The organism is Nonomuraea sp. NPDC050383 (assembly GCF_044459125.1).
Lineage (GTDB): Bacteria > Actinomycetota > Actinomycetes > Streptosporangiales > Streptosporangiaceae > Nonomuraea.
The window spans coordinates 40524-66525 of the sequence record NZ_JBITIP010000015.1 but is presented as its reverse complement, the minus strand read 5'-3'; the positions used below and the strand labels follow the sequence as shown (position 1 = coordinate 66525).

Genomic DNA, 26002 nt, shown 5'->3' with positions numbered 1-26002 from the left:
GGCCGCCGGCGGCTCCGGGTGGTCAGCGCATGGCGGACATGCGGCGGATCTCGGCGGCCTGGCTGACGGAGATGTCCTCGGCGATCTCCTGGACGCGCAGGTGCGAGCCCTGCTTCAGGACCTCCGTCGACATCGTGATGGCCCCCTGGTGGTGGGCGGTCATCAGCTGGACGAACAGCCGGTCGAAGGCGGCGCCCCGGGCGGCCTTCAGCGACTCCATCTGCTCGGGCGTGGCCATCCCGGGCATGCCCTCGTGCGCGGCGTGGTGGTCCGGGACCTGCTGGCCCTCCGTCTTCAGCCAGTCCGTCATCATCGCGATCTCGGGGCCCTGGACGTCGTTGATCCGGGAGGCCAGCCGCTTGACCGCGTCGCTCGCGGCCCGGGAGCCGGCCAGCAGGCTCATGTCCAGCGCCTGGCGGTGGTGCACGATCATGTTCTGCAGGTAGCGGACGTCGGCCGCGTTGGCCTTCTGGGGCGGCACGGCAGTGGCGGCCTCGCTGGGCGACAGCGTGCGGGCCTCCTCGCCCGGCCGGCCGGGCGCGATGACGGGCGCCGTCTCGGTGGCCGTGGCAGCCGGGGGAGCGGCCGCAGGGGCCCCCGTGCAGCCGGCGACGAGCAGGAAGGCGCAGGCGCCGACGATGAGTGCGCTGCGCACCCGACCTCCTTGACCCAGGGCTTGACCGCGGGATGTTGCGACGTTGCACTGTAGACGGTTCGGGCACACGTCGTAAACACCTCATGCCATCAAATTTCTTGACACACTGCTCGCTTGGCGACATATGACAACACAAGTCAGAATGTTCTCTTTATATAGGCTTTATCCTCCGAGAGGAGCCCGAGTGCTCACCCTGCGAAGGAGTCTCGTCGCCGCGGCGGCCGCCGTCGCCTTAGGCGCGATGGCGCTGCCCGCGTCGGCCGCGGACATCCCTCCGGTTGACACCGTGGTGACCAGCCCCAACGTGTCCCACGTGCTCAACATCCCGAAGCCGGCGCCCATCGCCGGGACCATCAACACCGACATCGCGTTCCAGGGCGGTTACGCGTACGTCGGCAACTACGGTGGTTTCTCCATCTACGACGTCCGCGACCCGAAGCAGGCCAAGCCGGTCAGCTCGGTCGTCTGCCCCGGCAGCCAGATGGACGTCAGCGTCCACGGCAACCTGCTCTTCGCCGCCGTGGACAGCTCGCGCAGCGACGACTCCTGCAACAGCACCGGGCTCTCGGCCGACCACAAGGAGGCATGGGAGGGCGTCCGGATCTTCGACATCAGCGACAAGTCCGCGCCCAAGTACGTCAAGTCGGTCGAGACGAACTGCGGCTCCCACACCCTGACCCTCGTCCCGGGCAAGGGCCGTGACCGCAACCGCAACGTCTACGTGTACGTCTCGTCGTACAACCCGTCGGCGACCTTCCCCGACTGCCAGCCGCCGCACGACAAGATCTCCATCATCAAGGTGCCGCTGGACGACCCGACCGCGGCGGCGGTCGCGGCCACGCCGGTCGTCTTCCCCGACGGCGGCAACGAGACCCAGCCCGGCCTGCTCCTGCCGACCAGCGGCTGCCACGACATCACCGCGTACCCCGAGAAGGACATCGCGGCGGGCGCCTGCATGGGTGACGGCGTGCTGTTCGACATCTCCGACCGGCTGAACCCGAAGGTCACCGCCCGGGTGAGCGACCCGAACTTCGCCTTCTGGCACTCGGCGACGTTCAGCAACGACGCCAGGAAGGTCGTCTTCACCGACGAGCTCGGCGGCGGCGGCGCGGCCACCTGCAACGAGGCCACCGGCCCGAACCGGGGCGCCGACGCCATCTACGACATCACCCGGGGCCGGCTGGTCTTCAAGAGCTACTTCAAGATCCCCCGCTACCAGGCCGACAGCGAGAACTGCGTGGCCCACAACGGCTCGCTGATCCCGGTCAAGGGCAAGGACATCATGGTCCAGGCCTGGTACATGGGCGGCGTCTCGATCTGGGACTTCACCGACTCCACCAAGCCCAAGGAGATCGGCTACTTCGAGCGCGGCCCGCGCGCCGACGGCAGCGGCGGCGGCGTCTGGTCGGCGTACTACTACAACGGCCACATCTACGCGGCCGACTTCCACCAGGGGCTCGACGTCCTCAAGATCAGTGACCCGCTCACCGACGGCGCCCAGCGGGTCCGCACGGACCGGCTGAACGTCCAGACCCAGGAGTCCTACCGCGGCGGCGGCTGGGGCCACGACTGACCATCCCCCCACGCGCTGGGCCGGCCCGTCTCCTCCACGGGCCGGCCCTCGCGATCTTCCGGCGGGTACGCCGCGAAGGATGATATTTCCTGCCATAGTGGGGCGCGCTGACTTCATCCCCGACCAGGAGGTCCTCAGTGGCGTCCAGAATCGGCCGCGTCCTCGTGCTGACGGGAGCGGTGCTGGCTCTCGTGACAGGCCCGGCCCAGGCCCGCGACGACGGTGTCAAGGCCGGCTCGAACATCGAGCACGTGGCCACCGTCCCCAAGAAGGGCCCGTTCGCCGCGTCCGACGCCTTCAGCACGGACCTGGCCTTCCAGGGGAACTACGCCTACCAGGGCAACTACTACGGCTTCACCGTCTACGACATCCGGAACCCGGCCAAGCCGGCCGTGGTGAGCCGCGTCTCCTGCCCCGCCGCGCAGAACGACGTGTCGGTCCACGGCGACCTGCTCTTCCTGTCCGTGGACGAGCCGCTCAAGGGCGACTCGTGCGACGCGGAGCCGACGTCGGCGGCGTTCAAGTCCGCCTGGGAGGGCATCCGCGTCTTCGACATCTCCGACAAGTCCCGTCCGAAGTACATCAAGGCCATCAGGACCGCGTGCGGCTCGCACACGCACACGCTCGTGCCGGACAAGACGGGCAAGGCGGTCTACCTGTACGTGTCCTCGTACGGCCCGTCGAGCGACTTCCCCGGCTGCAAGCCGCCCCACGACGGCATCTCGGTGGTCAAGGTGCCGCTGGACCGCCCGAAGGCCGCCAAGGTGGTCTCCAGGCCGGTGCTCTTCCCCGACGGCGGCAACGAGCAGCAGGAGACGCTCCTCGCGCCGACCAGCGGCTGCCACGACATCACGGTGTACGCCAGGAAGAACCTGGCCGCGGGCGCCTGCATGGGCGACGGCGTCCTGATGGACATCTCGGACCGGGAGCACCCGAAGGTCACCGCACGGGTGACCGACGAGAACTTCGCCTTCTGGCACTCGGCCACGTTCAACGCCAGGGGCGACAAGGTGGTCTTCACCGACGAGCTCGGCGGCGGCCTCGGCGCCGTCTGCACCAAGGCGGTCGGCCCGCAGCGCGGCGCGGACGCCATCTACACCGTCGAGAACGGGCAGCTCGTCAAGCAGGGCTACTACAAGATCCCGCGCCACCAGGGCACCGGCGAGAACTGCGTCGCCCACAACGGCTCGCTGATCCCGGTCAAGGGCCGCGACATCATGGTCCAGGCGTGGTACCAGGGCGGCGTGTCGGTCTTCGACTTCACCGACGCCGCCAAGCCCCAGGAGATCGCCTACTTCGACCGGGGCCCGGTCTCGCCGCGTGACTTCGGCGGCTCCTGGTCGGCGTACTACTACAACGGCCACATCTACAGCAGCGACATCCGCAAGGGCCTGGACGTGCTGCGCATCAAGGACCCGCGCACGGCGTCCGCGGCCGGGAAGCGGCTCAAGGCGCTCAACCCGCAGACGCAGTAGGCGCGCCGCTCACTGGGGAGGCGCGAACCCGCCCGGCGTCGGCCGCGGCGGCTCGGCGGGCGCGACCGGCGGCCGCGCCTCCCACGAGCCCGCGGACGACGGCCCCGGCCGACCGTACGCGGGCCGGTCACCCGCGGGCGGCTCGGCGGGCGCGCCGGGCCAGGGCGGGGCGACCGGGCCGGGACGCGCGTCGGTCCATGGCGGGGGGACCGGCCCGCCCGCCTGCATGCCGCCCGCCTGGACACCGCCCGCCCGGACGCTCGCCTGGCGGGCGAGCCGGGCCGCGTCGCGCCGCCGCCGCTCGGCCAGCACGGCGCTCAGGTACGCGTGCGGCGGCACCCCCGCGGGCGCCGCGGGCGACACGTACGCCGCCACCTGCGTCGCGATGCGCACCCCCATCTCGTGCCGTACGGCGGGCGAGAGGTCGTGCCAGCGCAGGAGGTACTGCCGGGCAGCCGTGGCCGCCTCCTCGGGCAGCTGCGACAGCTCCAGCCGCGCGGCCCAGGACGCCAGCGGCGGCGGCATGACGATGAGGTGCCCCTGGTCGCGCGGCCCCCGCTCGGCGATCACGATCGTGCCCGCGAAGACGTCGCCCAGCCGCTTGCCCCGCTGCGAGATCAGCGAGGAGATCAGCGCCGGCGCCCCGGTGAACGCCCAGATCTCCACCATCCCCGCCAGCCCGCGGAACAGCGCCTGGCGGAACCGCTCGGGCCCGCCGTCGTCGCCCACCACCCGCAGGCCCATGGCCAGCTTGCCGAGGCTGCGCCCCCGCGTGACCGACTCGAAGATCACCGGATAGCCGACCATCACCAGCACCATGAACACGATCATGACGGCGGCGATCATCGCCGGATCGCTGACCAGCGCGAACGCCTGCACCGCGACGAGAGCGGCGACGAGCAGCGTCACCTGCACGACCATGTCGATGACGAGCGCCACCGCACGGGTCGGAAGCTGCGCCACCCGTACCTCGACGACGACGGCGTCCCCGGTCACGACCTCAGACATATGTGGAGCCTAACGGCAATGGCCCGCTGATCGACCGGCCACAATGGTCGGGTGGACATCGACGCGTTCGTCACGGCGCACCACCCCGCCTGGGACCGGCTCGAGCACCTCGCCAAGCACCGCTCGTCCCTGACCGGTGCCGAGGTGGACGAGCTGGTCGACCTCTACCAGCGGGTGTCCACCCACCTGTCGATCGTCCGCTCTTCCTCGGCCGACGCGATCCTGGCGGGCCGCCTGTCGGCGCTGGTCGCCCGCGCCCGGTCGGCGGTCACCGGGGCGCACGCCCCGGCGTGGCGGGAGCTGGTGAGGTTCTTCACGGTGTCGTTCCCCGTGGTGGCCTACCGGGCGCGGTGGTGGTGGCTGGCCACCGCCGTGGCGTTCGTGGCCGTGGCGTGGGTGATGGGCGCGTGGGTGGCCGGCGACCCGCAGGTGCAGACGGCGATCGCGTCCCCGGACGAGATCCGGCGGCTCGTCGAGCACGACTTCGCCGACTACTACTCCGAGAACCCGGCCGCGTCGTTCGCCGGCCGGGTGTGGATCAACAACGCGTGGGTGTCGGCGCAGGTCATCGTCTACGCCATCTTCCTCGGGCTGCCCATCCCGTACGTGCTGTGGACCAACGCGGCCAACGTCGCCGTCTCCGGCGGCCTCATGGCCTCGCGCGGCAAGCTCGACGTGTTCTTCGGGCTGATCATGCCGCACGGGCTGCTGGAGCTGACCGCGGTGTTCCTCGCGGCGGCCGTCGGCATGCGGCTGGGCTGGACGGTCGTCGACCCGGGGCCGCGCAGGCGCGCCGAGGCGCTGGCCGAGCAGGGGCGCGCGGTGATGGCCGTGGCGCTCGGGCTGGTCGTGGTGCTGTTCGTGTCGGGGCTGATCGAGGCGTTCGTCACCCCGTCCGGGCTGCCGACGTGGGGGCGGATCGCCATCGGGGTGCTCGCGGAGGTCGCGTTCCTGGCGTACGTGCTGGTGTTCGGGCGGCGGGCCGCCCGCCGCGACGAGACGGGCGACATCGAGCACGCCCCCGACGTCGCCCCCAGCGCTTGACGGGAGGCACGACGGGCCGGCACGCGGAACGGGCGGTTACAGGCGGCCGGCTGCCTTGAGCGCGAGGTAGGCGTCCGCCAGCGCGGGCGCGATGTCGTCCGGCGGCGCGTCCACCACCTCGACCCCGTGCCGGCGCAGCCGCGCGGTGATGCGCCGCCGGTCCAGCCGGGTGCGCTCGGCCGCCGCGGCGTCGTACACCTCCTCGGCCGTGCCCTTGCTCTCCGCCATGGCCGCCACCCGAGGGTCGGAGACGGCCGCGACGAGCACCAGGTGGCGCGAGGAGAGCTGCGGCAACACCGGCATCAGCCCTTCGTCCAGCGCGGCCGCGTTGAGGTCGGTCAGCAGCACGACCAGGCAGCGCCGCTTGGCCCGCGCCAGGATCGCGGCCACCATGCCCTGCGAGTCGGCCTCGACCAGCTCGGCCTCGATCGGCGCCATCGCGTTGACCAGCGACGACAGCAGCTCGGTGCGGGAGGAGCCGGACACCCAGGCGCGCACGGCCCGGTCGTGGGCGAGGAAGTCGACCCGGTCGCCGGCGCGGGCGGCCAGCGCGGCGAGGAGCAGCGCCGCGTCCATCGACCAGTCGAGCCGCGGCCAGCCCGGCACCGGTCGCGTGCCGGACCGGACCAGCGGCCCGCCGCCGTTCGCGGCGGCCCCGGCCAGCGGTATCGGCGCCTCGCCCACCCGGCCGGCCGAGGTGCGGCCGGTGTCGAGGACGATCAGCACCCGCCGGTCCCGCTCGGGGCGCCAGGTGCGTACCACGACGTCATGGCGGCGCGCGGTGGCCCGCCAGTCGATCGAGCGCACGTCGTCGCCCACCACGTACTCGCGCAGCGAGTCGAACTCCGTGCCCTGCCCGCGCACCAGCGCCGGGTGCCGGCCCTCCAGCTCGCGCAGCCGGGCCAGCCGCGCCGGCAGGTGCTTGCGCGACAGGAACGGCGGCAGCACCCGCACCGCCCACGGCGAGCGGTGCCGTCCCTGGCGCGCGGCCAGTCCGAGGGGGCCGACGGAGCGCACGGTCACCGCCACGGACGCGCGGTCGCCGCGCCTGGTGGGGGTGAGCGTCACGATGAGCCGGCGGCGCTCGCCGGGCGGCACGTCCAGCTTCATCACGCGGGGGGACGCCCCCGCCGAGGGCGGCCAGGCGTCGCGCAGCACGCCGCGGACCCGCCGGGAGCCCGGGTTCTCCACGACCAGCTCGACCGTGGCCCGCTGCCCGAGCCGCACCAGCGTCTCGCCGGAGCGGTGGAGGCGCAGGGGGCGCACGGAGCCGGCCAGCGCCAGGTCCACGAGGATCGCCGCGGCCAGCACGAGGCAGACCCCGGCCAGCGCCGCCCCCGGCCGCGGCGCCACCAGCACCACCACGACGCCGAGCGCGGCGACCAGCGCGGCGCGTCCCGTCAGAGCCATCAGCGCGGGACCGGGACCGAGGCCAGGATGCCGTCGAGCAGCCCGTCGGCGGTCGCCCCCTCCAGCTCCGCCTCGGGCCGCAGCTGCACCCGGTGCCGCAGCGCCGGCCGGGCCAGCGCCTTGACGTCGTCCGGCGTGACGTACGCGCGGCCCGACAGCCACGCCCAGGCGCGTGAGGCGGCCAGCAGCGCGGTCGCGCCGCGCGGCGAGACGCCGAGCTGGAGCGACGGGGAGTTACGGGTGGCGCGGGACACGTCGACGATGTAGCCGAGCACCTCGGGGGCGACGTGCACACCCGCCACCGCCTGGCGCCCGGCGGCCAGGTCGGCGGCCGTCGCCACGGGGCGCACGTGCGACAGGTCGCGCGGGTCGAAGCCGTGCGCGTGCCGCTCCAGCACCGCGATCTCCTGCTCGCGCGGCGGCAGCGGCACGGTCAGCTTGACCAGGAACCGGTCGAGCTGGGCCTCGGGGAGCTGGTAGGTGCCCTCGTACTCGACGGGGTTCTGGGTGGCGCACACCACGAACGGGTCGGGCAGCGGGCGGGCGTCGCCCTCGACGCTGACCTGCCGCTCCTCCATGGCCTCCAGCAGCGCCGCCTGGGTCTTCGGCGGGGTGCGGTTGATCTCGTCGGCGAGCAGCAGGTTGGTGAACACCGGCCCCTCGCGGAACTCGAACTCCGCCGTCCTCGCGTCGTACACCAGCGACCCGGTCACGTCGCCCGGCATCAGGTCGGGCGTGAACTGCACCCGCTTGAACTCCAGGTCCAGGGCCGCGGCCAGCGTGCGGACCATGAGCGTCTTGGCGACGCCCGGCACGCCTTCGAGCAGCACGTGCCCCCGGCACAGCAGCGCGATCACCAGCCCGGTCACCACCGCGTCCTGGCCGACCACGGCCTTGGACACCTCCGCCCGCAGCGCCGCCAGCGCCTCGCGGGCCGCCTCACCGCGGTCCGCCACGCGGGTGGTCTCCTCAGTGTTCACCGACCGTCCTTTCGATGGAGTCCAGGTACTGGGCCAGGGCGACGAGCCCGGCGTCGTCGGCGGGCTCCGGCCCGTACAGCGCCGCCCCGACCTGCCGCGGATCGTGCCCGGTCCGTACGGCGACGGCCGCGACGACCTCGTGCCGGCCCGCGTCGGCCGTCAGCCCGAGCCGGGGCACGAGCCGGTCGATCGCGCCGGCCCGCAGCACGTCGGCCGCCCGGCCCCGGGCGCGCCTGGCCCGGTAGAGCCGTCCGCGCCCCTCGACCGTCTCGGCGGCCCGCACGACGACCGGCAGCCGCTCGGTCACCACCGGGCCGAGCCGCCTGCCCCGCCACAACGCGGTGACCAGCACGGCCACCACCGCCATGCCCACGGCCCACGGGACGCCGGGCGGCATCAGGTCGTAGACCGACTCGCCGGCGGGGCCGGCCAGTGTCTCGTCCTGCGGCGGCTCGACCAGCCAGGTCACGGCCTTGGCCGAGCCCAGCAGGTTGAGCGCGAGCGCCGCGTTGCCGTCCTCGGCCAGGCGCCGGTTGGTCATGAACTCGCCGCCGCCGACGACCGTGGTCGTGCCGCCCGCGTTGGGCAGGCTGACGAGTGTCCAGCCCGCGCCGCCGGCGACCGGGTAGCAGCCGGTGGCGCCGCGCGGGGCGGTGAAGGCCGAGCCGCCCATGAAGGCGCTGCCCGCGGCCGTCGCGGCGGGCAGCGAGCACTCCGGCTCCCGCGAGCGTTCGCGCGGGGCCTCCGAGGCGACGCGGACGCCGGGGGCGAGCAGGTCGACGCGGTAGACGTCGCCGACCACGACGCGGTCGCCGCGGATCGCCGCCAGCGCGGCCGGGTCGAGGACGAGGCTCGTGCTGGTGACCAGCAGCAGCCGGTCGCCCTGCTGCGCCAGCTCCCGGGCCCGCGTCACCGAGTCCACCCGGTCCACAGTCACGCCGCGCTCGCGCAGCAGCTCGGCCAGCGCCTTGGAGCCGTCGAGGGAGGTGTCGCCGGGGTCGAGCCGGCGCGACGGTTCTCCGCCGCCGCCGATGACCACGCTCAGGACCGCCGCCGCCACGATGATCAGGCCGAGCAGCGCGGCCCACCGGCTCGCGCGCCAGGCGGAGCGGACGGTCGGCGAGGTGGACGACGACTCCCCGGCCTGGGCGGGCCCCATGCCGGAACCGGTCGCGAGGCTCATGCCGGGCCCTCCCCGCGCCGGTCGAGCGGTGCCCGGAGGTCGAGGCGGGCGCTCATGCCGGTGCTCCCAGCGCGGCGGGCCTGGCCTGGCGGAGGCGCTCGTCGAGGTCGCGCATGGCCGCGTAGGCCTCGGGGGTGCCGCTCACGCCGCCGTACGTCACGTCGTCGAACGAGCGCGCGGCGGCGGCCAGGTCGGCGGCGAAGCCCGGCAGCGCCCGGCCCGCCTCCTCCGCCAGCTCGTCGGCCGTGCGGCCGGGCTGCCCGTCGACCAGCGCGCGCGCCTCCAGGTCGCGGGCGATCGCGCGCAGCCGCTCCCGGATCGCCTCGCCGTGGCGCCCCTCGGCGGCGGCGCGCTCGGCCGCCTGCCGGTGCTCGGCGGCGGTCATCACCCGCTCGCCGAACACGCCCGGCAGGGCCCGCGCGTTCTCGCGTGCGGCGCGCCGCAGCCGCCAGGCGCCCAGCGCGACCAGCCCGACGAGGACCAGCGTGATGAGGACGGCCGCGACGACGCCCCCGGTGGTGCCGCCGCCGGTCACCGCGTCCATGAGGTCCTCCACGAACTGGAGGAAGCGGCGATAGACCAGGTCGATCAGCGACTCGTGGGCGTACGCGGGCCCGGAGAGCTCCTCGGCGGCCCGGCGGGCCGCCTCGTCCCTGCCGATCGGGCTCGCGGAAAGGATCACGTGCGGGATCACGGGCGCGAGGCTCACGGCCGCGGCGTGCCGGTGGGCCGCCAGAGGTCGTCCGCCGACGCGTGCACCCAGCCCTGCCGCTGCTGCTCGACGGCCGCGGTCTGCAGGACGAGGTCGAACGCCTCGCTGCGCATGCGGCGGTCGGCGTAGAGCAGGCCCGCGACGCCGGCCTCGATCGGGTAGCTGATCATCGCGCCCAGCGTGCCGCCGACGGCGATGAGCACCGCCGCCACGATCGCCGAGCCCGTGCCGCTGCCGAGGACGCCCAGCACCGTGCCGACCATGGTGAACGGCACCTGCAGGATGCTCGCGACCACGCCCACGATCAGCGAGGTGAGCAGCAGGATGCCGAACACGCGCCAGAAGTCGCCGCGGACGAGCTCCCAGGAGCGCCGCAGGGCGGCGACCGGGCCCAGGCCCTCCAGGACGACGGCCGGGGACGCCAGCCCGAAGACGGTGCGGAAGTACAACGCGTACGCCAGGTACAGGAGGGCCATCAGCAGCACGACGCCGACCAGGCCGCCCTCGGACAGGGACCCGGTGCCGGCCAGCGCCCAGAGGATCAGGGCGAAGACGAGGACGGGGACGACCATGACGACCGCCAGCAGGCCCACCATGCCGAAGAGCGCGGGCAGCCGCCCCCGGGTCAGCCGCCACGCCTCGCCCGCGGTGATGGAGCCGCCGAAGACGGCCCGGCCGAGGATGCGCGTCAGCACGCCGGTCAGGATGGTCACGGCCACGAAGCTGATGGCCAGCGAGGCGAGCGTGCCGCCGTACTGGGCGAGGAAGTCGTCGTACAGGCCGGTCGTGCCGACGGCCGTCGGGTCGGTGAACGAGTCGCGGATGGTCGTGCGCATCGAGCCGAGCAGGAACGCCTGGCCCACGGCGACCGGCACGGAGGCCAGCAGCGCGGCGACGGCGGACAGCCCGAGAACCGCCTTGGGGTTGGAGCGGACCAGCTTGATGGCGCCGTCGAGGATGTCGCCGAGCCGCAGCGGGCGCAGCGGGATGATGCCGGGCCGCGGGGCCGCCGGCGGCGCGTAGCCGTAGCCCTGGGGCCCGTATCCCTGCGGCCCGTAGCCCTGGGGCCCGTACCCGTGGGGCCGGCCGTCCGGCGGCTGCTGGGGATGGGCCGTGTACGGAGAGTGAGCGGCCTGCTGGTGGGGAGTCTCCGGGCCGTCGCCGTGCGGAGCTCCCGGGGCGGAGCCGGGGGCGGTCCACGGCGAAGGCTGCGGAGCGCCGTAGGGTGGGGGCTGCTCGGCCGCCCAGCCTGGTGGCGTCTCGGGTGAGGGGCCGTGACCGTCAGACATATCCCAATCCTGGCACGCTGGGGGACGCCGTGGTGTCGGGGAGGGCTTTCGGTGCGTACTTGCCCGCATTCGCGGGTGATTCAAGCGGGGTGATCTCGCCGGGGGATGGCAGAAAGGCGGTCGGTTACCGCAGACTGAGACGGCGATCGTGGTGCGAGTCTAAAATTCGTCATTTGAAGGTCTCGTGTCCCACACATGAGCCGACCAAGGGTAACCTTCAGCGATCGTGCTGGTATGTCCCAGAATGCGTAGAACGAATGAGGGGCCATGAAAGGTCGCGTGCTGGTCGTCGACGACGATGCCGCTCTCGCCGAGATGCTGGGCATCGTGTTGCGCGGGGAAGGCTTCGAACCATCCTTTGTCTCCGACGGCGACAAGGCGCTTGACGCGTTCCGGGACACGCGCCCGGATCTCGTGCTGCTCGACCTGATGCTGCCGGGGGCCGACGGCATCGACGTGGCGCGCAGGATCAGGGCCGAGTCAGGGGTCCCGATCGTCATGCTCACGGCCAAGAGCGACACGATCGACATCGTTCTGGGGCTGGAGTCCGGCGCCGACGACTACATCGTCAAGCCGTTCAAGCCGAAGGAGCTGGTGGCGCGCGTGCGGGCGCGGCTGCGCCGCACCGACGAGCCGACCCCGGAGATCCTGCAGATCGGCGACATCACGATCGACGTCGCGGGCCACTCCGTCAAGCGGGGCGAGGAGACCATCAACCTCACGCCGCTCGAGTTCGACCTGCTCGTCGCGCTCGCCCGCAAGCCGCGGCAGGTGTTCACCCGTGAGGTGCTGCTGGAGCAGGTCTGGGGCTACCGGCACGCCGCCGACACGCGCCTGGTCAACGTGCACGTGCAGCGTCTCAGGGCCAAGATCGAGAAGGACCCGGAGCACCCCGAGATCGTGGTCACCGTCCGCGGCGTGGGGTACAAGGCCGGACCCGCCTAGCGCGGTTCCTTCCCCCACGCCATGCCCCCGACGAGGAACGGTCTCCGTCGACGGACGCTCCGCCAGATCCTGGGCGGGGTCCGCCGGCGGGCGCGGCGTGCGGTGGGGGCGGTCCGCCGGGCCTGGCGGCGCTCGCTCCAGCTCCAGGTCGTCACCAGCACGCTGGTCATCTCCGTGACGGTCGTGGTCGTGCTCGGCGTTTTCCTCTCCGACCAGATCAACAAGTCGGTCATCGCGAGCAGCCAGGCGTCCGCCGCCAGCGAGGCGTTCGCCGACCGCGTCCAGATCGCCGCCGCGCTCAGCCAGGAGCCCGACGACCAGGCCAAACCCTCCGAGACGGGCAAGAGCGCGCCCGCCGACCCGCTCGACGCCGTGATGAACACCATCACCGGCTCCGGCGAGAACGGCTCCAAGAAGCGCTACGAGGTGCTCGTCCTCAACACCACCACCCCCGGCGCCTCGCGCGCCTCCGGCAAGGTGTCGCCGCAGGACGTGCCGGTCGCGCTCCGGCAGGGCCTCGAACGCCAGGCCCAGAAGATGCGCTACGACAAGCCGCTGCGGCACCAGGCGCTCATCCGCTTCAGCGGTGACAGCCAGCCCCGGCTGACGCTGGTCATCGGCGGCCTCGTCCCGCCCGAGGCCCAGCCGGCCTACGAGGTCTACCACTTCTTCCCGCTCAACGACGAAGAGCAGATGCTCTCCAACGTCCGGCTCGCCATCGTCGTGGTGGGCTTCGGCCTGGTGCTGCTGCTCGCCGCGATCGCCTACCTCGTGGCACGCCAGGTCGTCACTCCCGTCCGGCTGGCGCGCCAGGCCGCTGAGCGGCTGGCCGCCGGCAAGCTCGACGAGCGGCTCAAGGTACGCGGCGAGGACGACCTGGCCCGCCTGGCGACCTCGTTCAACGAGATGGCGGGCAACCTCGCGCTCAAGATCCACCAGTTGGAGGAGCTCTCCCAGGTGCAGCGCCAGTTCGTCTCGGACGTCTCCCACGAGCTGCGCACGCCGCTGACCACTGTGCGGATGGCCGCCGACCTGCTCTACGACGCCCGCGAGGACTTCGAGCCGATGGCCGCCCGCTCGGCCGAGCTCATGCAGGCCCAGCTCGAACGCTTCGAGTCGATGCTGGCCGACCTGCTGGAGATCAGCCGCTACGACGCCGGCGCCGCCACCCTCGACCTCGACTCCGTAGACGTGCGCGACGTCGTGCTGCGCGCCATCGCCGACTCCGAGGCGCTGGCCGAGCGCCACGCCACCCGCTTCGAGCTCCGGCTGCCCAACGAGCCGTGCATGGCCGAGATGGACAACCGGCGGGTCGAGCGGATCCTGCGCAACCTGCTGTTCAACGCGATCGAGCACGGCGAGGGCCGTGACGTGGTGGTCACCGTGGGCGCCGACCGCGACGCCGTCGCCGTCGCCGTACGCGACCACGGCATCGGCCTGAAGGCCGGCGAGGAGACGATGGTGTTCGACCGGTTCTGGCGCGCCGACCCCTCGCGGGCGCGCACCATCGGCGGCACCGGGCTCGGCCTGGCCATCTCCCGCGAGGACGCCACGCTGCACGGCGGCTGGCTCCAGGCGTGGGGGCAGCCGGGGGAGGGCTCCCAGTTCAGGCTCACGCTGCCCAGGACGGCGGGGGCCGACCTCAAGGGGTCCCCGCTGCCGCTGGTGCCCCCGGAGATCGAGATGCGCCGCACCTGGCGAGGCCAGATGACTCCGGTGCTGCTGCCGGCGTCGGGAGACGGGGCCGTGCATGAGGAGGCATAGGCGGCTCGCCGCCGTCCTGGCCGTCGCCGTCGCGGCGTGGGCGGGCGGCGGCTGCGCGGTGATCCCGGTCGGCGGGCCGTTCCCCGTGGACGAGGCCGGCGGCGGCGACCCGATGAGCAAGCCGTTCCAGCGCATGATCGCCGTCAGGCCGCAGCCGGCGTGGGCGCCCCTCCAGGTCGTCCAGGGACTCCAGGCGGCGATGGCGGCGTACGCCGACGAGCCGGACGTGCTGCTCACCTACCTCACGCCCGCGACCGCGAAGACCTGGAAACCGGACGGGCCCGTCACCGTCATCGCCAACCGTCCCAAGTACGACTACGTCGGCAAGAGCGACGGCGACCAGGTCGTCATCCGGCTCACCGGCACCCCCGTCGCCCGCATCGAGTCCGACGACACGTACATGCCGTTCGCGGCCTCGGCGGGCGACATCTCCGTCGACTTCACGCTGGTCAAGGACGCGCAGGGCGCCTACCACGTCCAGTCGATCGAGCGGGGCGCCGGGCTGCTGCTCACCATGGACGACGTGGCCCGTGCCTACCGGCCGACCAAGCTGTACTACCTGGCCGGGCCGCCCGGGGTCAGCCAGGCGTTCGCCGAGCGGCGGCTCATCGTCGACCGGGTCTGGCTGCGCATCAAGCCCGCCGAGAACTTCGCGCAGACCATCGTCCGCCGCCTCCTGGAGGGGCCGAGCAAGGCGCTGCACGGCGCGGTCGGCAGCGTCTTCCCGCAGGGCATGAGCGTCCGCTCGGTCAGGTCCGACGACGACCGCGTCGTGGTCGACCTGCACGGCCCCATCGAGCCCGACGAGCTCTACACCGACGGGCTGAAGGCGCAGCTCAAGTGGACGCTCAACAACAACGACATGGCCAACGGCCGCACCATCGAGGTGCAGATCGACGGCGAGCCGTTCTACTCCTCCGACCCGCTGGTCATCCGGGCCGACGACATGCGCGAGGACTGGCTGGGCAGCAACGTCAGCCCCGCCTACTACGTCAGCCGGGGCGCGGTGCGCTCCCTCGGCGACGAGCGGCCCGGCAACGCCGTCCAGGGCCCGGCGGGCCAGCCGAACGACCTGTACCGCAGCCTGGCGATGGCCGACGGCGGCGCCATGGTCGCCGGGCGCGGAACGGAGGCGGCCGGAGGCGGCATCTGGGTCGCCCGGATCGCCCCCGACGGCCGGTGGCAGCGCTGGATCGAGGGCCGCGAGGCGGACCTGACTCCGCCCTCCTGGCACCGCGACGGCACCCTGTGGACCTACGACCGGGCCAACGACGCCGTGCTGCGCTGCGACCCGGGCGCCGGCCGCGGCGCCGAGCGGGTCGCCGCGCCCGGCCTCGACGGGCTCGACGTCACGCGGCTGCGCATCTCCCGCGACGGCGTGCGGGTCGCGGTGACGATCGGCAAGAACGAGGTCCGGGTGGGCGCGATCACCGGGGGCGGCGGGGCGCCCATGCTGGGCAACTTCCAGACGCTGACGACGGTGGCCGACGAGGAGGAGATCAAGGACATCGCCTGGCGCGACGGCGAGCGGCTGCTGGTGCTGGTGCAGAGCAACAACGTGCAGAGCGTCAGGGAGATCTACGTCGGCGACGGGCAGACCACGCAGCTCCCGCCGGTCAAGCGGCTCTCCTCGATCAGCGCCCTGGGGGTGCGGGTGCTGGCGGCCACGGCGGACAGCAAGGAGATCCTGGAGCTCAACCAGGACAAGCAGGCGTGGGTCTCCAAGGCCACGGGCGAGGCCGAGAACCCGGTCTTCTCCCTCGGCTGACCTGTCCCCGGCGGGAATGTCGGTGCGGTCCTGCATGCTGGGCCGCGTGCTGAACGCCGTACTCGACGTGCTCCTGCCGCGCGCCTGCGTGGGCTGCGGCGCGGCCGGCGAGCCGTTGTGCGGCGAGTGCCTCGGGCCCCTCGTCGCCCCGGCCCCCCGGATGCCGGTCCCGTGTCCCGCCGGCCTTCCCGGGTGCTGGTCCGGGGCCCGGTACGAAGGGCCGGTGCGGCGGGCCGTGATCGCCTACAAGGAGCGCGCCCAGACCGGCCTGGCGGCCCCGCTCGCCGCACTGCTGGCCTTGACCGTCGCCTCGGCCCTCGCCGAGGCTCACCGTGTCGAGGGCCCGTTCCTGGTCGTGCCGGTGCCGAGCGCCCGCCGCGCCGTGCGGGCCCGCGGCCACGACCCGATGGACCGGCTCGCCGAGCGGGCCGTGCGCGCGCTGCGGCGGCTGGGCCATCCGGCCGTGCTGTGCCGCGCGCTGACCCCGGCGCGGCGGGTGGCCGACCAGGCGGGGCTGGGCGCGGCCGAGCGGGCCGCCAACCTGGCCGGCTCCCTGCGCGTCACCGCCGCGCCCCGGAGCCCGCACAGGACCGCTCCCGGCCCTCTGGGGAGCCCCGTGGTGGTCGTGGACGATCTGGTGACCACCGGGGCCACGCTCGCCGAGGCCGCGAGGGCGCTGCGCGGGTCGGGCGCGGAGGTGGTGTGCGCCGCGACCGTGGCGGCGACACGCCGAAGGTTCTAACAAGGATTACGGTCATCGTGGTGACGCTGAGTGCCCGGCCGCGCTCACGGCGGGGTCACATCCGACTACCCCGTGTACCGCAAGAGACCAGCTCAGAGAGATCATCTCGCCGTACATAAAGGTAGGGAGATCCTAAACCGGGGCAACCTTCCCCCAGGTCACCCCAAGCGAAAATCACAGAAAGTGATCATTTAGGTAATCCTCCGGCTGACATTCGGGTCCGATCCGGATAGCGTTCTGACATGGCACCCGTTCGGGTCCGTGGTTGCGCAGAGCCGGGAGCCCCGGCTCTGCTAGCCGATGCCAGCCGCAGGCGAAACGGTCCACGTAAGGCGACTCTTTGTCGACCGATCACGGTGCGGCTTAGGGGTAAGTCCTGCCTTCCCGAGGGTCCAGATGTCCCTCGTCAGGAGAGAAGGGCAGTAGTGGCATCAGAGCCGCGAAACCCTCAGCAGGCGGATGTGGGGTCGAAGACCAGGTCGGCCGGACGGGTGCCATCCGAAACCCCGGTGATGGACGGCCAAAAGCGGGGAACGGTGAACAGGAGGCGAACAGAGGACCCCGCTCGGCAGGCGCGTCGCCGGGCGCTCTATCTCAGTCGTTAGGCGAAGGGGGGCTGTTGCATGGACATCATCGTCAAGGGCCGGCACACAGGAGTGAGTGACCGGTTCCGAGACCAAGTGACGACCAAGCTGGCCAGAATCGAGCGTCTCGACAGCAAGCTGATCAGAGTAGACGTGGAGGTGTCGAAGGAACGCAATCCGCGCCTCGCCGGACAACGCGAGCGCGTCGAGCTGACCATCCATTCCCGGGGACCCGCCATCAGGGCCGAGGCCTCCGCCGACGACCGCTTCTCCGCCCTCGACATCGCCCTGGACAAGCTGGAAGGCCGCCTGCGCAGGCTCGCCGACCGGCGCAAGGTCCACCACGGCAACCACTGCCCGCCCTCCGTGGCGGAACTCACCGCGACGCTCCCTGACGCCGCGGACCTGGCGCCCACCCCGTCCCCGCTCGTCACCGCCGAGGCCGAGCCCGAGAACGACGACCTGCCCGAGGACTCCCAGTACGACGACCAGCAGTACGACGACATCGTCCCCATCGAGATGGAAGGTGACGGCCCGCTCATCGTCCGGGAGAAGTTCCACCGCGCCGAACCCATGACCATCGACCAGGCCCTCCTGGAGATGGAGCTGGTCGGGCACGACTTCTACCTCTTCCGTGACAAGGAGAGCGGCCAGCCGTGCGTCGTCTACAACCGGCGCGGGTACAACTACGGCGTGTTGCGGCTCGTCGAGCCCTGATAGCGTCTTAAAGGATCTTCTCGACCAACCGAGGATCGGGCACTCGTGTCATCATCGGTCCAACGGCTCTGGCCCCCCGACGAGGAGGAGACGTGAGCGAGCTCAGTCAGGTGTGTGTGAGCGAGCGAAGCGAGGTCGCGAGGCTGACCGAGGAGGCCCTGTGACCGAGCCCGGTGAGGGCGGCGCGCCCGGCGGCGAGCCGATCCGCGTGCTGATCGTGGACGACCACGAGCTGATCAGGCGGAGCCTGGCTCTGGCGCTGGCCGCCGAGCCCGACATCGACGTGGTCGGAGAGGCGAGCGACGGGCATGAGGCGGTCGAACTGGCCGACCGCCTCATGCCCGACGTGGCGCTGATGGACGTGCGCATGCCCCGGCAGGACGGCATCGAGGCCACCAAGGGCATCAAGGCCTCGGTGCCGAGCACCCGCATCATCATGCTCACGGTGAGCGACGAGGAGGAGGACCTCTTCGAGGCCATCAAGGCCGGCGCCACGGGCTACCTGCTCAAGGACGTCCAGATCAACGACGTCCCGGCGGCCGTGCGCGGCGTCCACGAGGGCCAGTCGCTCATCAACCCGGCCATGGCGGCCAAGCTCATCACCGAGTTCGCGAACATGAGCCGCAAGGAGGCCGAGCGGCCGCCCCAGCTGCCGGTCCCGCGGCTCACCGAGCGCGAGATGGAAGTGCTGCGCCTGGTCGCCAAGGGCATGAACAACCGGGAGATCGCCAAGCAGCTCTTCATCAGCGAGAACACGGTGAAGAACCACGTCCGCAACATCCTGGACAAGCTGCAGCTGCACTCGCGCATGGAGGCGGTCGTCTACGCCGTGCGCGAGCGCATGCTGGAGATCACCTGACGGCCGTCTCCAGGTGGGCGGCGAGGCCCGGGTCGGCGCGCTCGACCCGCACGGCGTCGCAGCCCACCCACTCGGCGGCCGACCACAGGGCGTCACGCAGCGCGTCGGACCACTTCGCGCCGCTCAGGCCGGGCTCCAGGCTGAGCTGACGCGCCACCAGGGTGGACCCCTCACGTGCCGGATCGACCCGCCCGATCAGCCGGCCGCCGGCCAGCACGGGCATGGTGAAGTAGCCGTGCACGCGCTTGTGGCGCGGCACGTACAGCTCCAGCGTGTACGAGAAGCCGAAGACCCGCTCGGTGCGGCCGCGGTGCCAGATGAGCGAGTCGAACGGCGAGACCAGCGTCGTGCGGTGACGGCCGCGCGGCTCGGCGGCGAGCGCCTCGGGATCGGCCCACGCCGCCGCACCCCTGCCCGTCGCCCCCTTCCCCTTGGCCGTGCCCTGGCCGTTGACGGCGACCGCCACCTTGCCGTTGCCGCCGCTCGCGGTGGTGGCGCCGTTGGACGCCCCCCGTGCCGGCCAGCCCGACACGGTGACGGGCACCAGCCCGGCCGCGCCGCTGAGCAGGCACTCGTCCAGCATCGCGGCGTACCTGCCCTTGAGCCGCAGGAAGTCGATCAGGTCGCCCCGGGTCGCCACGCCCAGCGCCCGCCCCGCGACACGCGCGAGCCGTACGACGCACTCCTCGTCGGTGAGGTCCTCGGCCAGGAGATCGGCGGGGACCACGCGCTCGGCGAGGTCGTAGACCCGCCGCCAGCCGACGCGCCGCGTGCAGACGAGCTCGCCGATGTCGAGCAGCCACTCCAGCGCGATCTTGGACTCGGACCAGTCCCACCACTCGCCGGCCTGCCCGTCGCCGTCGGAGCGCCTGGCCGCCCGGGCGCCGCCCACGTCGGCCGTCGTGACCGGACCCGCCGCACGGACCCGCTCCAGCAGCTCCTCGACATGGCCGGTGGGAACCTGGTGCCACCGGAACTTGCGCTCCTGGTAGGCCCGGCGGCGGAAGGCGTAGAGCGGCCAGTGCTCGATCGGCAGGATGCACGCGGCGTGGCACCAGTACTCGAAGCTCTGGGCGGGGTCGTCCCAGTAGGCCCGCTCGACCGCCGGCCTGCCGACCGCTCCCTGGCGCGCGTAGGCGACCAGCTCGTGGGAGCGGGCGAGGACGGAGATCGTGTCGAGCTGCACCGCGCCGAGCCTGCGGAGCATGCCCCGCACGCCGCCCCGGCGCCCCTCGGCGCCGAGCAGTCCCTGCGCGCGCAGGATGATCCGGCGCGCCTCGTCAGCGGTCAGGTCCGTCATGTCAACGATTCCGTACGGCGAAGCATGCCGCGCATGCTAGCGCCGCCCACCGACAGAACGGGTCGGCGGTGGAGGGCGGAGAAACCACACCCAGTCCACCGGCTTACCCCCAAGGTGGGAGTGTCCTACCTGAACCGGTACGACACGGTCGTCTGGGGGCGCTGCGGTAGGGCCGGTCCGTGGCCGCGCGCACGCCGTCACACGTGGCCGACGCGCACGAAGGACCCCGCACCCCGGAAACCCCGGCGGGCCCGGCGATCCGGGACGCCCAGGGGACCCGGACCGCCCGTCCGTGCCCCTCGGGCCGTCCGGGTCCGTGGCTCGTCCGGGCGGGGGAGCGGCGGCATCCCTGGGTGGCGCCGCTCCGGTGCCCGGACGGACGGGGTCAGCGGTGGTCTTCGGTGGACATGCCGACGCGGGGCGCGTCGATCACGACGTCGGTGAAGATGTCGAAGACGAGCGCGAGGATGCCGCCCACGACCACCAGGCCGACGCCGATCCAGATGAGCGTCCAGGTCGCCATGGTCATGCCGACTCCGCCGACGATGAACCCGATCAGCATGACGGTGACCGCCAGCCACGAAGACGCACGACCGCCGTGACTGCCGAGATTCTCAGTCTGCTCCGTCTTCTGGCCTTCAACCATGACAAAATCCTTCCCTTTGCCGGATATCCCGCTATTTGGTGCGAGCCGGCTGTCAACCGGCATACCCTCTGCCTGACCCCATTCTCCCAGACATCACCTGCGCCCTCGCTGCCGCGGTGGCTGTGTCCGCTGGCGGAACCGCCTACCATGGCAACGGGGAAGTTTGTCTCGGCCTCTCCTCCTGGCGGCGCCGCCGGGGTAGACCTGCGAGGAGCTTTACATAAAGTGGCAGCCATTCTCGACAAGATCCTGCGTGCCGGCGAGGGCAAGATCCTCCGCAAGCTCAAGCGGATCGCAGACCAGGTCAACTCCATTGAGGACGACTTCACGAGCCTGTCCGACGCGGAGTTGCGCGCGCTGACGGACGAGTTCAAGCAGCGCCACGCCGACGGCGAATCGCTCGACGAGCTGCTTCCCGAGGCGTTCGCCACCGTGCGTGAGGCGGCGCGCCGCGTGCTCGGCCAGCGCCCCTACGACGTCCAGATCATGGGCGGCGCCAACCTCCACATGGGCAACATCTCCGAGATGAAGACCGGTGAGGGCAAGACCCTGACCTGCACCCTGCCCGCCTATCTCAACGCGCTGGCGGGCAACGGCGTGCACGTGATCACGGTCAACGACTACCTCGCCAAGCGCGACGCCGAGAAGATGGGCCGCATCCACCGCTTCCTCGGGCTCGAGGTCGGCGTGATCCTGTCCGGCCAGCAGCCCGACGAGCGCCGCAAGCAGTACGAGGCCGACATCACGTACGGCACCAACAACGAGTTCGGCTTCGACTACCTGCGCGACAACATGGCCTGGTCGCTGGACGAGTGCGTGCAGCGCGGCCACTTCTTCGCGATCGTCGACGAGGTCGACTCCATCCTCATCGACGAGGCGCGCACGCCGCTGATCATCTCCGGCCCCGGCGAGCAGTCCGGCAAGTGGTACGCCGAGTTCGCCAAGATCGTGCCCCGGCTGCGCAAGGGCGTCGAGGCGAAGAACCCCGGCGAGGAGAGCACCGGCGACTACGTCGTCGACGAGAAGAAGCGCACGGTCGGCGTGCTGGAGGCGGGCGTCGCCAAGGTCGAGGACTGGCTCGGCATCGACAACCTCTACAAGCCCGAGCACACCCACCTGGTCGGCTTCCTCAACAACGCGCTCAAGGCCAAGGAGCTCTTCAAGAAGGACAAGGACTACATCGTCTCCGACGGCGAGGTCCTGATCGTCGACGAGTTCACCGGGCGCATCCTGCACGGCCGTCGCTACAACGAGGGCATGCACCAGGCCATCGAGGCCAAGGAAGGCGTGAAGATCAAGGACGAGAACCAGACTCTCGCCACCGTCACGCTCCAGAACTACTTCCGCCTCTACGAGAAGCTGTCCGGCATGACCGGCACCGCCGTCACCGAGGCCAACGAGTTCCACAAGACGTACAAGCTCGGCGTGGTCCCCATCCCGACCAACCGGCCGATGATCCGCAAGGACCAGGCGGACGTGGTCTACAAGACCGAGGACGCCAAGTTCGACGCCGTGGTCGAGGACATCAGGCAGCGCTACGAGCAGGGCCAGCCGGTGCTCGTCGGCACCACCTCGGTCGAGAAGTCGGAGCGGCTGTCGCGGGCGCTCAAGCGCCGGGGCGTGCCGCACGAGGTGCTCAACGCGAAGAACCACGCGCGTGAGGCCGCGATCATCGCCGAGGCGGGCCGCAAGGGCGCCGTCACCGTCGCCACCAACATGGCCGGCCGCGGCACCGACATCATGCTCGGCGGCAACCCCGAGTTCCGCGCCGACCTGGAGCTGCGCCAGCGCGGCCTCGACCCGGTCGAGACGCCCGACGAGTACGACAAGGCCTGGCCGGAGGCGCTGGAGAAGGCCAACGCCGCGGTCAAGGCCGAGCACGACGAGGTCACCAAGATCGGCGGCCTCTACGTCCTCGGCACCGAGCGCCACGAGTCGCGCCGCATCGACAACCAGCTCCGCGGCCGCTCCGGCCGTCAGGGCGACCCCGGCGAGTCGCGCTTCTACCTCTCGCTCGGCGACGACCTGATGCGCCTGTTCAACTCGGCCCGCGTCGAGATGATCATGACCAGGCTCAACATCCCGGACGACCAGCCGATCGAGTCCGGCATCGTCTCCAAGGCCATCGCCTCCGCGCAGCACCAGGTCGAGCAGCAGAACTTCGAGATCCGCAAGGAAGTTCTCAAGTACGACGAGGTGATGAACCGCCAGCGCAAGGTCATCTACGCCGAGCGCCACCGGGTGCTGGAGGGCGCCGACCTGCACGAGCAGGTCCGCGGCTTCGTCGGCGAGGTGATCGACGGCTACGTCGTGGGCGCCACCTCCGAGGGCTTCGCCGAGGAGTGGGACCTCGACAAGCTGTGGAAGGCGTTCAGCGAGCTCTACCCGATCCAGATCACGGTCGACGACCTGGTCAAGGAGGCCGGCTCGCGCGAGGAGCTCACCGGCGAGTTCATCAGCGAGAAGGTCAAGAAGGACGCGCTGGAGGCGTACGACCGGCGCGAGCAGGAGCTCGGCTCCGAGGCGATGCGCGAGTTCGAGCGCCGGGTCATCCTGTCCGTCCTCGACCGCAAGTGGCGCGAGCACCTGTACGAGATGGACTACCTGCGCGAGGGCATCGGCATGCGGGCCTACGCGCAGAAGGACCCGCAGATCGAGTACCAGCGCGAGGGCTTCGAGATGTTCGCCGCGATGCTCGAGGGCATCAAGGAGGACTCCGTCGGGTTCCTGTTCAACATCGAGGTCGAGGTTCAGCAGAACCCGATCGTCGAGGAGGAAGAGGACGCGGTGATGGCGGAGACCCGCTCCATCATCGCGCGCGGCCTGCGCGGTCCCGAGCGGCCCGCGGAGCTGGAGTACACCGCGCCGGGCGAGCAGGGCGACGTCGAGCACACCCGGGTCCGCACCAGTGCGGCGGAGCGGGCGGCCTACGGCAACGTCGAGCGCAACGCGCCGTGCCCGTGCGGTTCCGGCAAGAAGTACAAGCGCTGCCACGGCGACCCGCGCAACGCGGCCTGACCCGAGGCTCCACGGCCCCGCCCCTCTCGCCCACGCGAGGGGAGCGGGGCCGCTCGGCTTCCGGGGGTGAGGCGTCGTCCTTCCGGGTCAGGCGGTTTCGAGGTCCGTGACGAGCCACTGGACGCCGCGTCGTTCCAGGCGCATGGCCAGGACGTGGCTGCGTTCGCCGCAGTGCAGTAGCACGCACATCTCCACCACCCCGTCCGCGGGCTCCGTCACGTGGGGCACGGCGGCGAACGGCGGGCGGCGCGTGTCCAGCATGCGGCCCGCCCGCACCAGCCCCCGGTACGCGTGGTCGGTGAGCCGGTCCGCGACCGACTCGGGCGGGCGGCGCCCGGCGAGGACCTCGGCCACCGCCTGACCGAGCAGGCGCAGGCTCCGCTCGTCCGGCGGGGCACCCGGCGGACCCCACACCAGCGGCAGCGAGTCCAGGGCGAGTGACCCCGCCACCGCGGGCGGCTCCACTTCGGGGCGGCGGGCGGGGACCGGGGCGAGGCGCGCGGCGCGCGTGCGGGGAAGGGATGGCATGAGCCCTCCAGAATCGCGGGGGAGACGATCGCTACAAGGAGTTTTCGGCCCGGCCCCCGGATACCTCGGCCGCCAACTTCTCGGGTGGGGGCGGTGGTTCGGGGGAGTTGGCGGAGAAGATCACCGGGAGTTGGAGTGGTGTCCGGCCGTCCCGCGCGGCGTTCCGGTCGCCGGCGACGTGGATCCGGCCGTCCGGAAGCGTTCCGGACCGCCGTCGAGCGGCGATACGGCCCCGGCGAAAAGAACGCCGGCGAAGAGGACGCCGGTGAAAGGGTCGCCGGCGGGGACGGCCCGGGCGAAACGGCGGCGAGCGAAACGGTCCTAGGGGAGGGGTCGCGTCTCTGGCGGCGCCGTCTCCGGCGGCCCCTCCGTGGCCGGTTCCGTAGAGGCGGGGGCCTCCGTAGAGGCGGGGGCCTCCGGAGGGGTGCGGGGCTCGCCGGAGTCCACGTCAGGCTCGGGCTCCCGGCCCGGCGTCATGATGTTCAGCCGGCGGATGAGGAAGCTGAACACCACGTAGTACACGACCCCGTACACCACCCCGATCGCGAGGATCGCCGGCAGGTTGCGGGTGTTGGACTTGCTGGCGTTGAGCAGCATGTCGAGGAGCCCGGCCGAGAAGCCGAACCCGAGCTGCCCCCCGGCCAGCGTCGTCACCGCCACCGCCACGCCCGTCAGCACGGCGTGCACGACGAACAGCAGCGGCGCCACGAAGATGAACGCGAACTCGATCGGCTCGGTGATGCCCGTGACCAGGGACGCGAGCGCGGCCGACAGCATGATGCCGCCCACGGCCCGGCGCCGGTGCGGCGGCGCGGCCCGCCACATGGCCAGCGCGGCGGCCGGCAGCGCGAACATCATGATGGGGAAGAAGCCGGCCATGAACTGCCCGGAGTGCTCGGCCCCGCCGAAGTAGCAGTTCCAGTCACCCCCGAGGACCCGCCCGCCCACCTCGCACTGCGGCACCACGTGCCACACGATCGAGTTGACGAAGTGGTGCAGCCCGAGCGGGATGAGCAGCCGGTTGATCAGCCCGTAGATGCCGGTCCCGAGCGGTCCCAGCGTGGTGAGGGCCTGGCCGGCGTCGCTGATCCACTGTCCGAGGAACGGCCAGATCCAGCCGATGACCACGCCGAGCAGCAGCGCCGCGATGGCCGTGACGATGGGCACGAAGCGCCGCCCGCCGAAGAACGCCAGCCAGGACGGCAGCTTGATGCGGTGGAAGCGCTGCCACAGCACGGCGGTGACGAGCCCCATCATGATGCCGCCGAGCACCTGGGTGGGGTTCTGCAGCCCGTAGTCGACGACCTCCTTGATCCCGCCGTCCTCGACCTTGCGCAGCAGCACGGTGTCGCGGATGGACGAGCCGAGGAACATCACCTTGGACACCCGGTCGAACACCAGGTAGCCGACGACGGCGGCCAGCGCGGTCGTCCCGTCGGACTTGCGCGCGAAGCCGATGGCCACGCCCACGGCGAACAGCAGCGGCAGGTTCTTGAACAGGGCGTCGCCGGCCGCCTCCAGCACCTGGGCGATCTGCGCCATCCACGCGAACCCGGCCACGTCGGCCAGGCCGCCGGGGGCGGGGCCGTTGGAGCCCAGCATGTCGGACTGCCCGAAGCGCATGAGCAGCGCGGCGGCCGGCAGGGCGGCGATGGGCAGCATGAGGGAACGGCCCAGCCGCTGCAGTACGGTCATGACCCGCGCGAACCGCGGCCGGAGGGCGCTCAGGGCGCGGGCGGGCGGCGAAGGCCGGGCGGTGGTCTCGTTCACCGGGCGTTCCTCCTGAGGGTGGGAGCCGGGCC

The 26002-nt window shown here is 72.0% G+C and carries 21 protein-coding genes; 10 read left to right on the top strand and 11 right to left on the bottom strand.

The genetic code is table 11. The annotated features are described in order from the left end of the window. Positions 1-22 precede the first annotated feature (22 nt). Positions 23-655 carry a DUF305 domain-containing protein gene (locus ACIBG4_RS31250; RefSeq protein WP_397204851.1) on the bottom strand — a complete coding sequence of 211 codons (633 nt, stop codon included), beginning with the start codon at positions 653-655 and terminating at the stop codon, positions 23-25. Positions 656-839: 184 nt separating this feature from the next. On the opposite strand from ACIBG4_RS31250, the gene ACIBG4_RS31245 reads away from it, so the two are divergent. Together ACIBG4_RS31245 and ACIBG4_RS31240 are read left to right on the top strand one after the other, a co-directional pair. Continuing rightward, the gene (locus tag ACIBG4_RS31245; RefSeq protein ID WP_310708170.1) at positions 840-2228 is read left to right on the top strand and encodes a hypothetical protein; all 1389 of its coding nucleotides are present in this window, start codon (positions 840-842) and stop codon (positions 2226-2228) included. A 137-nt stretch (positions 2229-2365) separates the two neighbouring features. Continuing rightward, positions 2366-3703, top strand: a complete 1338-nt coding sequence (locus ACIBG4_RS31240) for a hypothetical protein (protein ID WP_310708169.1) — start codon at positions 2366-2368, stop codon at positions 3701-3703. 9 nt (positions 3704-3712) lie between these two features. Here ACIBG4_RS31240 and ACIBG4_RS31235 read toward each other — a convergent pair whose 3' ends face one another. Further along, complete coding sequence (locus tag ACIBG4_RS31235; protein ID WP_397204850.1) at positions 3713-4711, bottom strand: RDD family protein; 999 nt, start codon at positions 4709-4711, stop codon at positions 3713-3715. 51 nt (positions 4712-4762) lie between these two features. Between ACIBG4_RS31235 and ACIBG4_RS31230 the strand changes: the two genes are divergently transcribed. Beyond that, a complete protein-coding gene (locus tag ACIBG4_RS31230; protein WP_397204849.1) occupies positions 4763-5755 on the top strand; it encodes a stage II sporulation protein M in 993 nt (330 codons plus the stop codon). Between the two features lie 36 nt (positions 5756-5791). On the opposite strand, the gene ACIBG4_RS31225 is transcribed toward ACIBG4_RS31230, so the two are convergent. From ACIBG4_RS31225 to ACIBG4_RS31205, 5 genes are read right to left on the bottom strand one after another with little or no spacing between them, the layout of a single operon-like run. Further along, on the bottom strand, positions 5792-7165 hold the full coding sequence (locus ACIBG4_RS31225; RefSeq protein ID WP_397204848.1) for a DUF58 domain-containing protein: 1374 nt from the start codon (positions 7163-7165) through the stop codon (positions 5792-5794). Next, positions 7165-8145, bottom strand: coding sequence for a MoxR family ATPase (locus ACIBG4_RS31220; RefSeq protein ID WP_310715780.1), 981 nt, complete (start codon positions 8143-8145; stop codon positions 7165-7167). Before ACIBG4_RS31220 ends, ACIBG4_RS31225 begins: the two co-directional genes overlap by 1 nt. Then, a complete protein-coding gene (locus ACIBG4_RS31215; protein ID WP_397204847.1) occupies positions 8135-9328 on the bottom strand; it encodes a DUF4350 domain-containing protein in 1194 nt (397 codons plus the stop codon). The genes ACIBG4_RS31220 and ACIBG4_RS31215 overlap by 11 nt, the downstream gene beginning before the upstream one ends. 52 nt (positions 9329-9380) lie before the next feature. Next, entirely contained in the window at positions 9381-10022 is a 642-nt protein-coding gene (locus ACIBG4_RS31210) for a DUF4129 domain-containing protein (protein WP_397204846.1), read from the bottom strand. 11 nt (positions 10023-10033) lie between these two features. After that, positions 10034-11329, bottom strand: a complete 1296-nt coding sequence (locus ACIBG4_RS31205) for a glycerophosphoryl diester phosphodiesterase membrane domain-containing protein (protein ID WP_397204845.1) — start codon at positions 11327-11329, stop codon at positions 10034-10036. Between the two features lie 267 nt (positions 11330-11596). Here ACIBG4_RS31205 and mtrA point away from each other — a divergent pair, with 267 nt between their 5' ends. From mtrA to ACIBG4_RS31175, 6 genes are all read left to right on the top strand, one after another. Then, positions 11597-12274 (top strand): MtrAB system response regulator MtrA, encoded by a 678-nt coding sequence (mtrA, locus tag ACIBG4_RS31200; protein ID WP_106236674.1) that lies wholly within the window; start codon positions 11597-11599, stop codon positions 12272-12274. A 21-nt stretch (positions 12275-12295) separates the two neighbouring features. Beyond that, positions 12296-14038 (top strand): MtrAB system histidine kinase MtrB, encoded by a 1743-nt coding sequence (gene mtrB / locus ACIBG4_RS31195; RefSeq protein WP_310715771.1) that lies wholly within the window; start codon positions 12296-12298, stop codon positions 14036-14038. Beyond that, positions 14025-15806 (top strand): LpqB family beta-propeller domain-containing protein, encoded by a 1782-nt coding sequence (locus tag ACIBG4_RS31190; RefSeq protein ID WP_397204844.1) that lies wholly within the window; start codon positions 14025-14027, stop codon positions 15804-15806. Before mtrB ends, ACIBG4_RS31190 begins: the two co-directional genes overlap by 14 nt. Positions 15807-15852: 46 nt before the next feature. Continuing rightward, positions 15853-16548 carry a ComF family protein gene (locus ACIBG4_RS31185; RefSeq protein WP_397204843.1) on the top strand — a complete coding sequence of 232 codons (696 nt, stop codon included), beginning with the start codon at positions 15853-15855 and terminating at the stop codon, positions 16546-16548. Between the two features lie 623 nt (positions 16549-17171). Further along, entirely contained in the window at positions 17172-17849 is a 678-nt protein-coding gene (hpf, locus tag ACIBG4_RS31180) for a ribosome hibernation-promoting factor, HPF/YfiA family (RefSeq protein ID WP_355442656.1), read from the top strand. Positions 17850-18009: 160 nt separating this feature from the next. Then, complete coding sequence (locus ACIBG4_RS31175; protein WP_310715763.1) at positions 18010-18708, top strand: response regulator transcription factor; 699 nt, start codon at positions 18010-18012, stop codon at positions 18706-18708. On the opposite strand, the gene ACIBG4_RS31170 is transcribed toward ACIBG4_RS31175, so the two are convergent. Next, positions 18701-20008 carry a winged helix-turn-helix domain-containing protein gene (locus tag ACIBG4_RS31170; protein ID WP_397204842.1) on the bottom strand — a complete coding sequence of 436 codons (1308 nt, stop codon included), beginning with the start codon at positions 20006-20008 and terminating at the stop codon, positions 18701-18703. The two genes, ACIBG4_RS31175 and ACIBG4_RS31170, sit on opposite strands and share 8 nt — an antisense overlap. Before the next feature lie 385 nt (positions 20009-20393). Beyond that, complete coding sequence (locus ACIBG4_RS31165) at positions 20394-20717, bottom strand: HGxxPAAW family protein (RefSeq protein WP_310715760.1); 324 nt, start codon at positions 20715-20717, stop codon at positions 20394-20396. A gap of 162 nt (positions 20718-20879) precedes the next feature. Here ACIBG4_RS31165 and secA point away from each other — a divergent pair, with 162 nt between their 5' ends. Then, a complete protein-coding gene (secA, locus tag ACIBG4_RS31160; RefSeq protein WP_397204841.1) occupies positions 20880-23672 on the top strand; it encodes a preprotein translocase subunit SecA in 2793 nt (930 codons plus the stop codon). A gap of 87 nt (positions 23673-23759) precedes the next feature. On the opposite strand, the gene ACIBG4_RS31155 is transcribed toward secA, so the two are convergent. Beyond that, the gene (locus ACIBG4_RS31155) at positions 23760-24200 is read right to left on the bottom strand and encodes an Rv3235 family protein (protein WP_397204840.1); all 441 of its coding nucleotides are present in this window, start codon (positions 24198-24200) and stop codon (positions 23760-23762) included. A gap of 321 nt (positions 24201-24521) precedes the next feature. Beyond that, positions 24522-25970: a PTS transporter subunit EIIC gene (locus tag ACIBG4_RS31150; RefSeq protein WP_397204839.1), complete on the bottom strand. Its 1449-nt coding sequence runs from the start codon at positions 25968-25970 to the stop codon at positions 24522-24524. Positions 25971-26002 lie beyond the last annotated feature (32 nt).

What these genes read in the sequence shown, in the direction of transcription:
- ACIBG4_RS31190 (WP_397204844.1), top strand. Translation starts at nt 14,025, where the DNA reads ATGAGGAGGCATAGGCGGCTCGCCGCCGTCCTGGCCGTCGCCGTCGCG.
- ACIBG4_RS31170 (WP_397204842.1), bottom strand. Translation starts at nt 20,008, where the DNA reads ATGACGGACCTGACCGCTGACGAGGCGCGCCGGATCATCCTGCGCGCG.
- ACIBG4_RS31165 (WP_310715760.1), bottom strand. Translation starts at nt 20,717, where the DNA reads ATGCCGGTTGACAGCCGGCTCGCACCAAATAGCGGGATATCCGGCAAA.
- ACIBG4_RS31215 (WP_397204847.1), bottom strand. Translation starts at nt 9,328, where the DNA reads ATGAGCCTCGCGACCGGTTCCGGCATGGGGCCCGCCCAGGCCGGGGAG.
- hpf (WP_355442656.1), top strand. Translation starts at nt 17,172, where the DNA reads ATGGACATCATCGTCAAGGGCCGGCACACAGGAGTGAGTGACCGGTTC.
- ACIBG4_RS31205 (WP_397204845.1), bottom strand. Translation starts at nt 11,329, where the DNA reads ATGTCTGACGGTCACGGCCCCTCACCCGAGACGCCACCAGGCTGGGCG.
- ACIBG4_RS31225 (WP_397204848.1), bottom strand. Translation starts at nt 7,165, where the DNA reads ATGGCTCTGACGGGACGCGCCGCGCTGGTCGCCGCGCTCGGCGTCGTG.
- mtrB (WP_310715771.1), top strand. Translation starts at nt 12,296, where the DNA reads ATGCCCCCGACGAGGAACGGTCTCCGTCGACGGACGCTCCGCCAGATC.
- ACIBG4_RS31235 (WP_397204850.1), bottom strand. Translation starts at nt 4,711, where the DNA reads ATGTCTGAGGTCGTGACCGGGGACGCCGTCGTCGTCGAGGTACGGGTG.
- mtrA (WP_106236674.1), top strand. Translation starts at nt 11,597, where the DNA reads ATGAAAGGTCGCGTGCTGGTCGTCGACGACGATGCCGCTCTCGCCGAG.
- ACIBG4_RS31155 (WP_397204840.1), bottom strand. Translation starts at nt 24,200, where the DNA reads ATGCCATCCCTTCCCCGCACGCGCGCCGCGCGCCTCGCCCCGGTCCCC.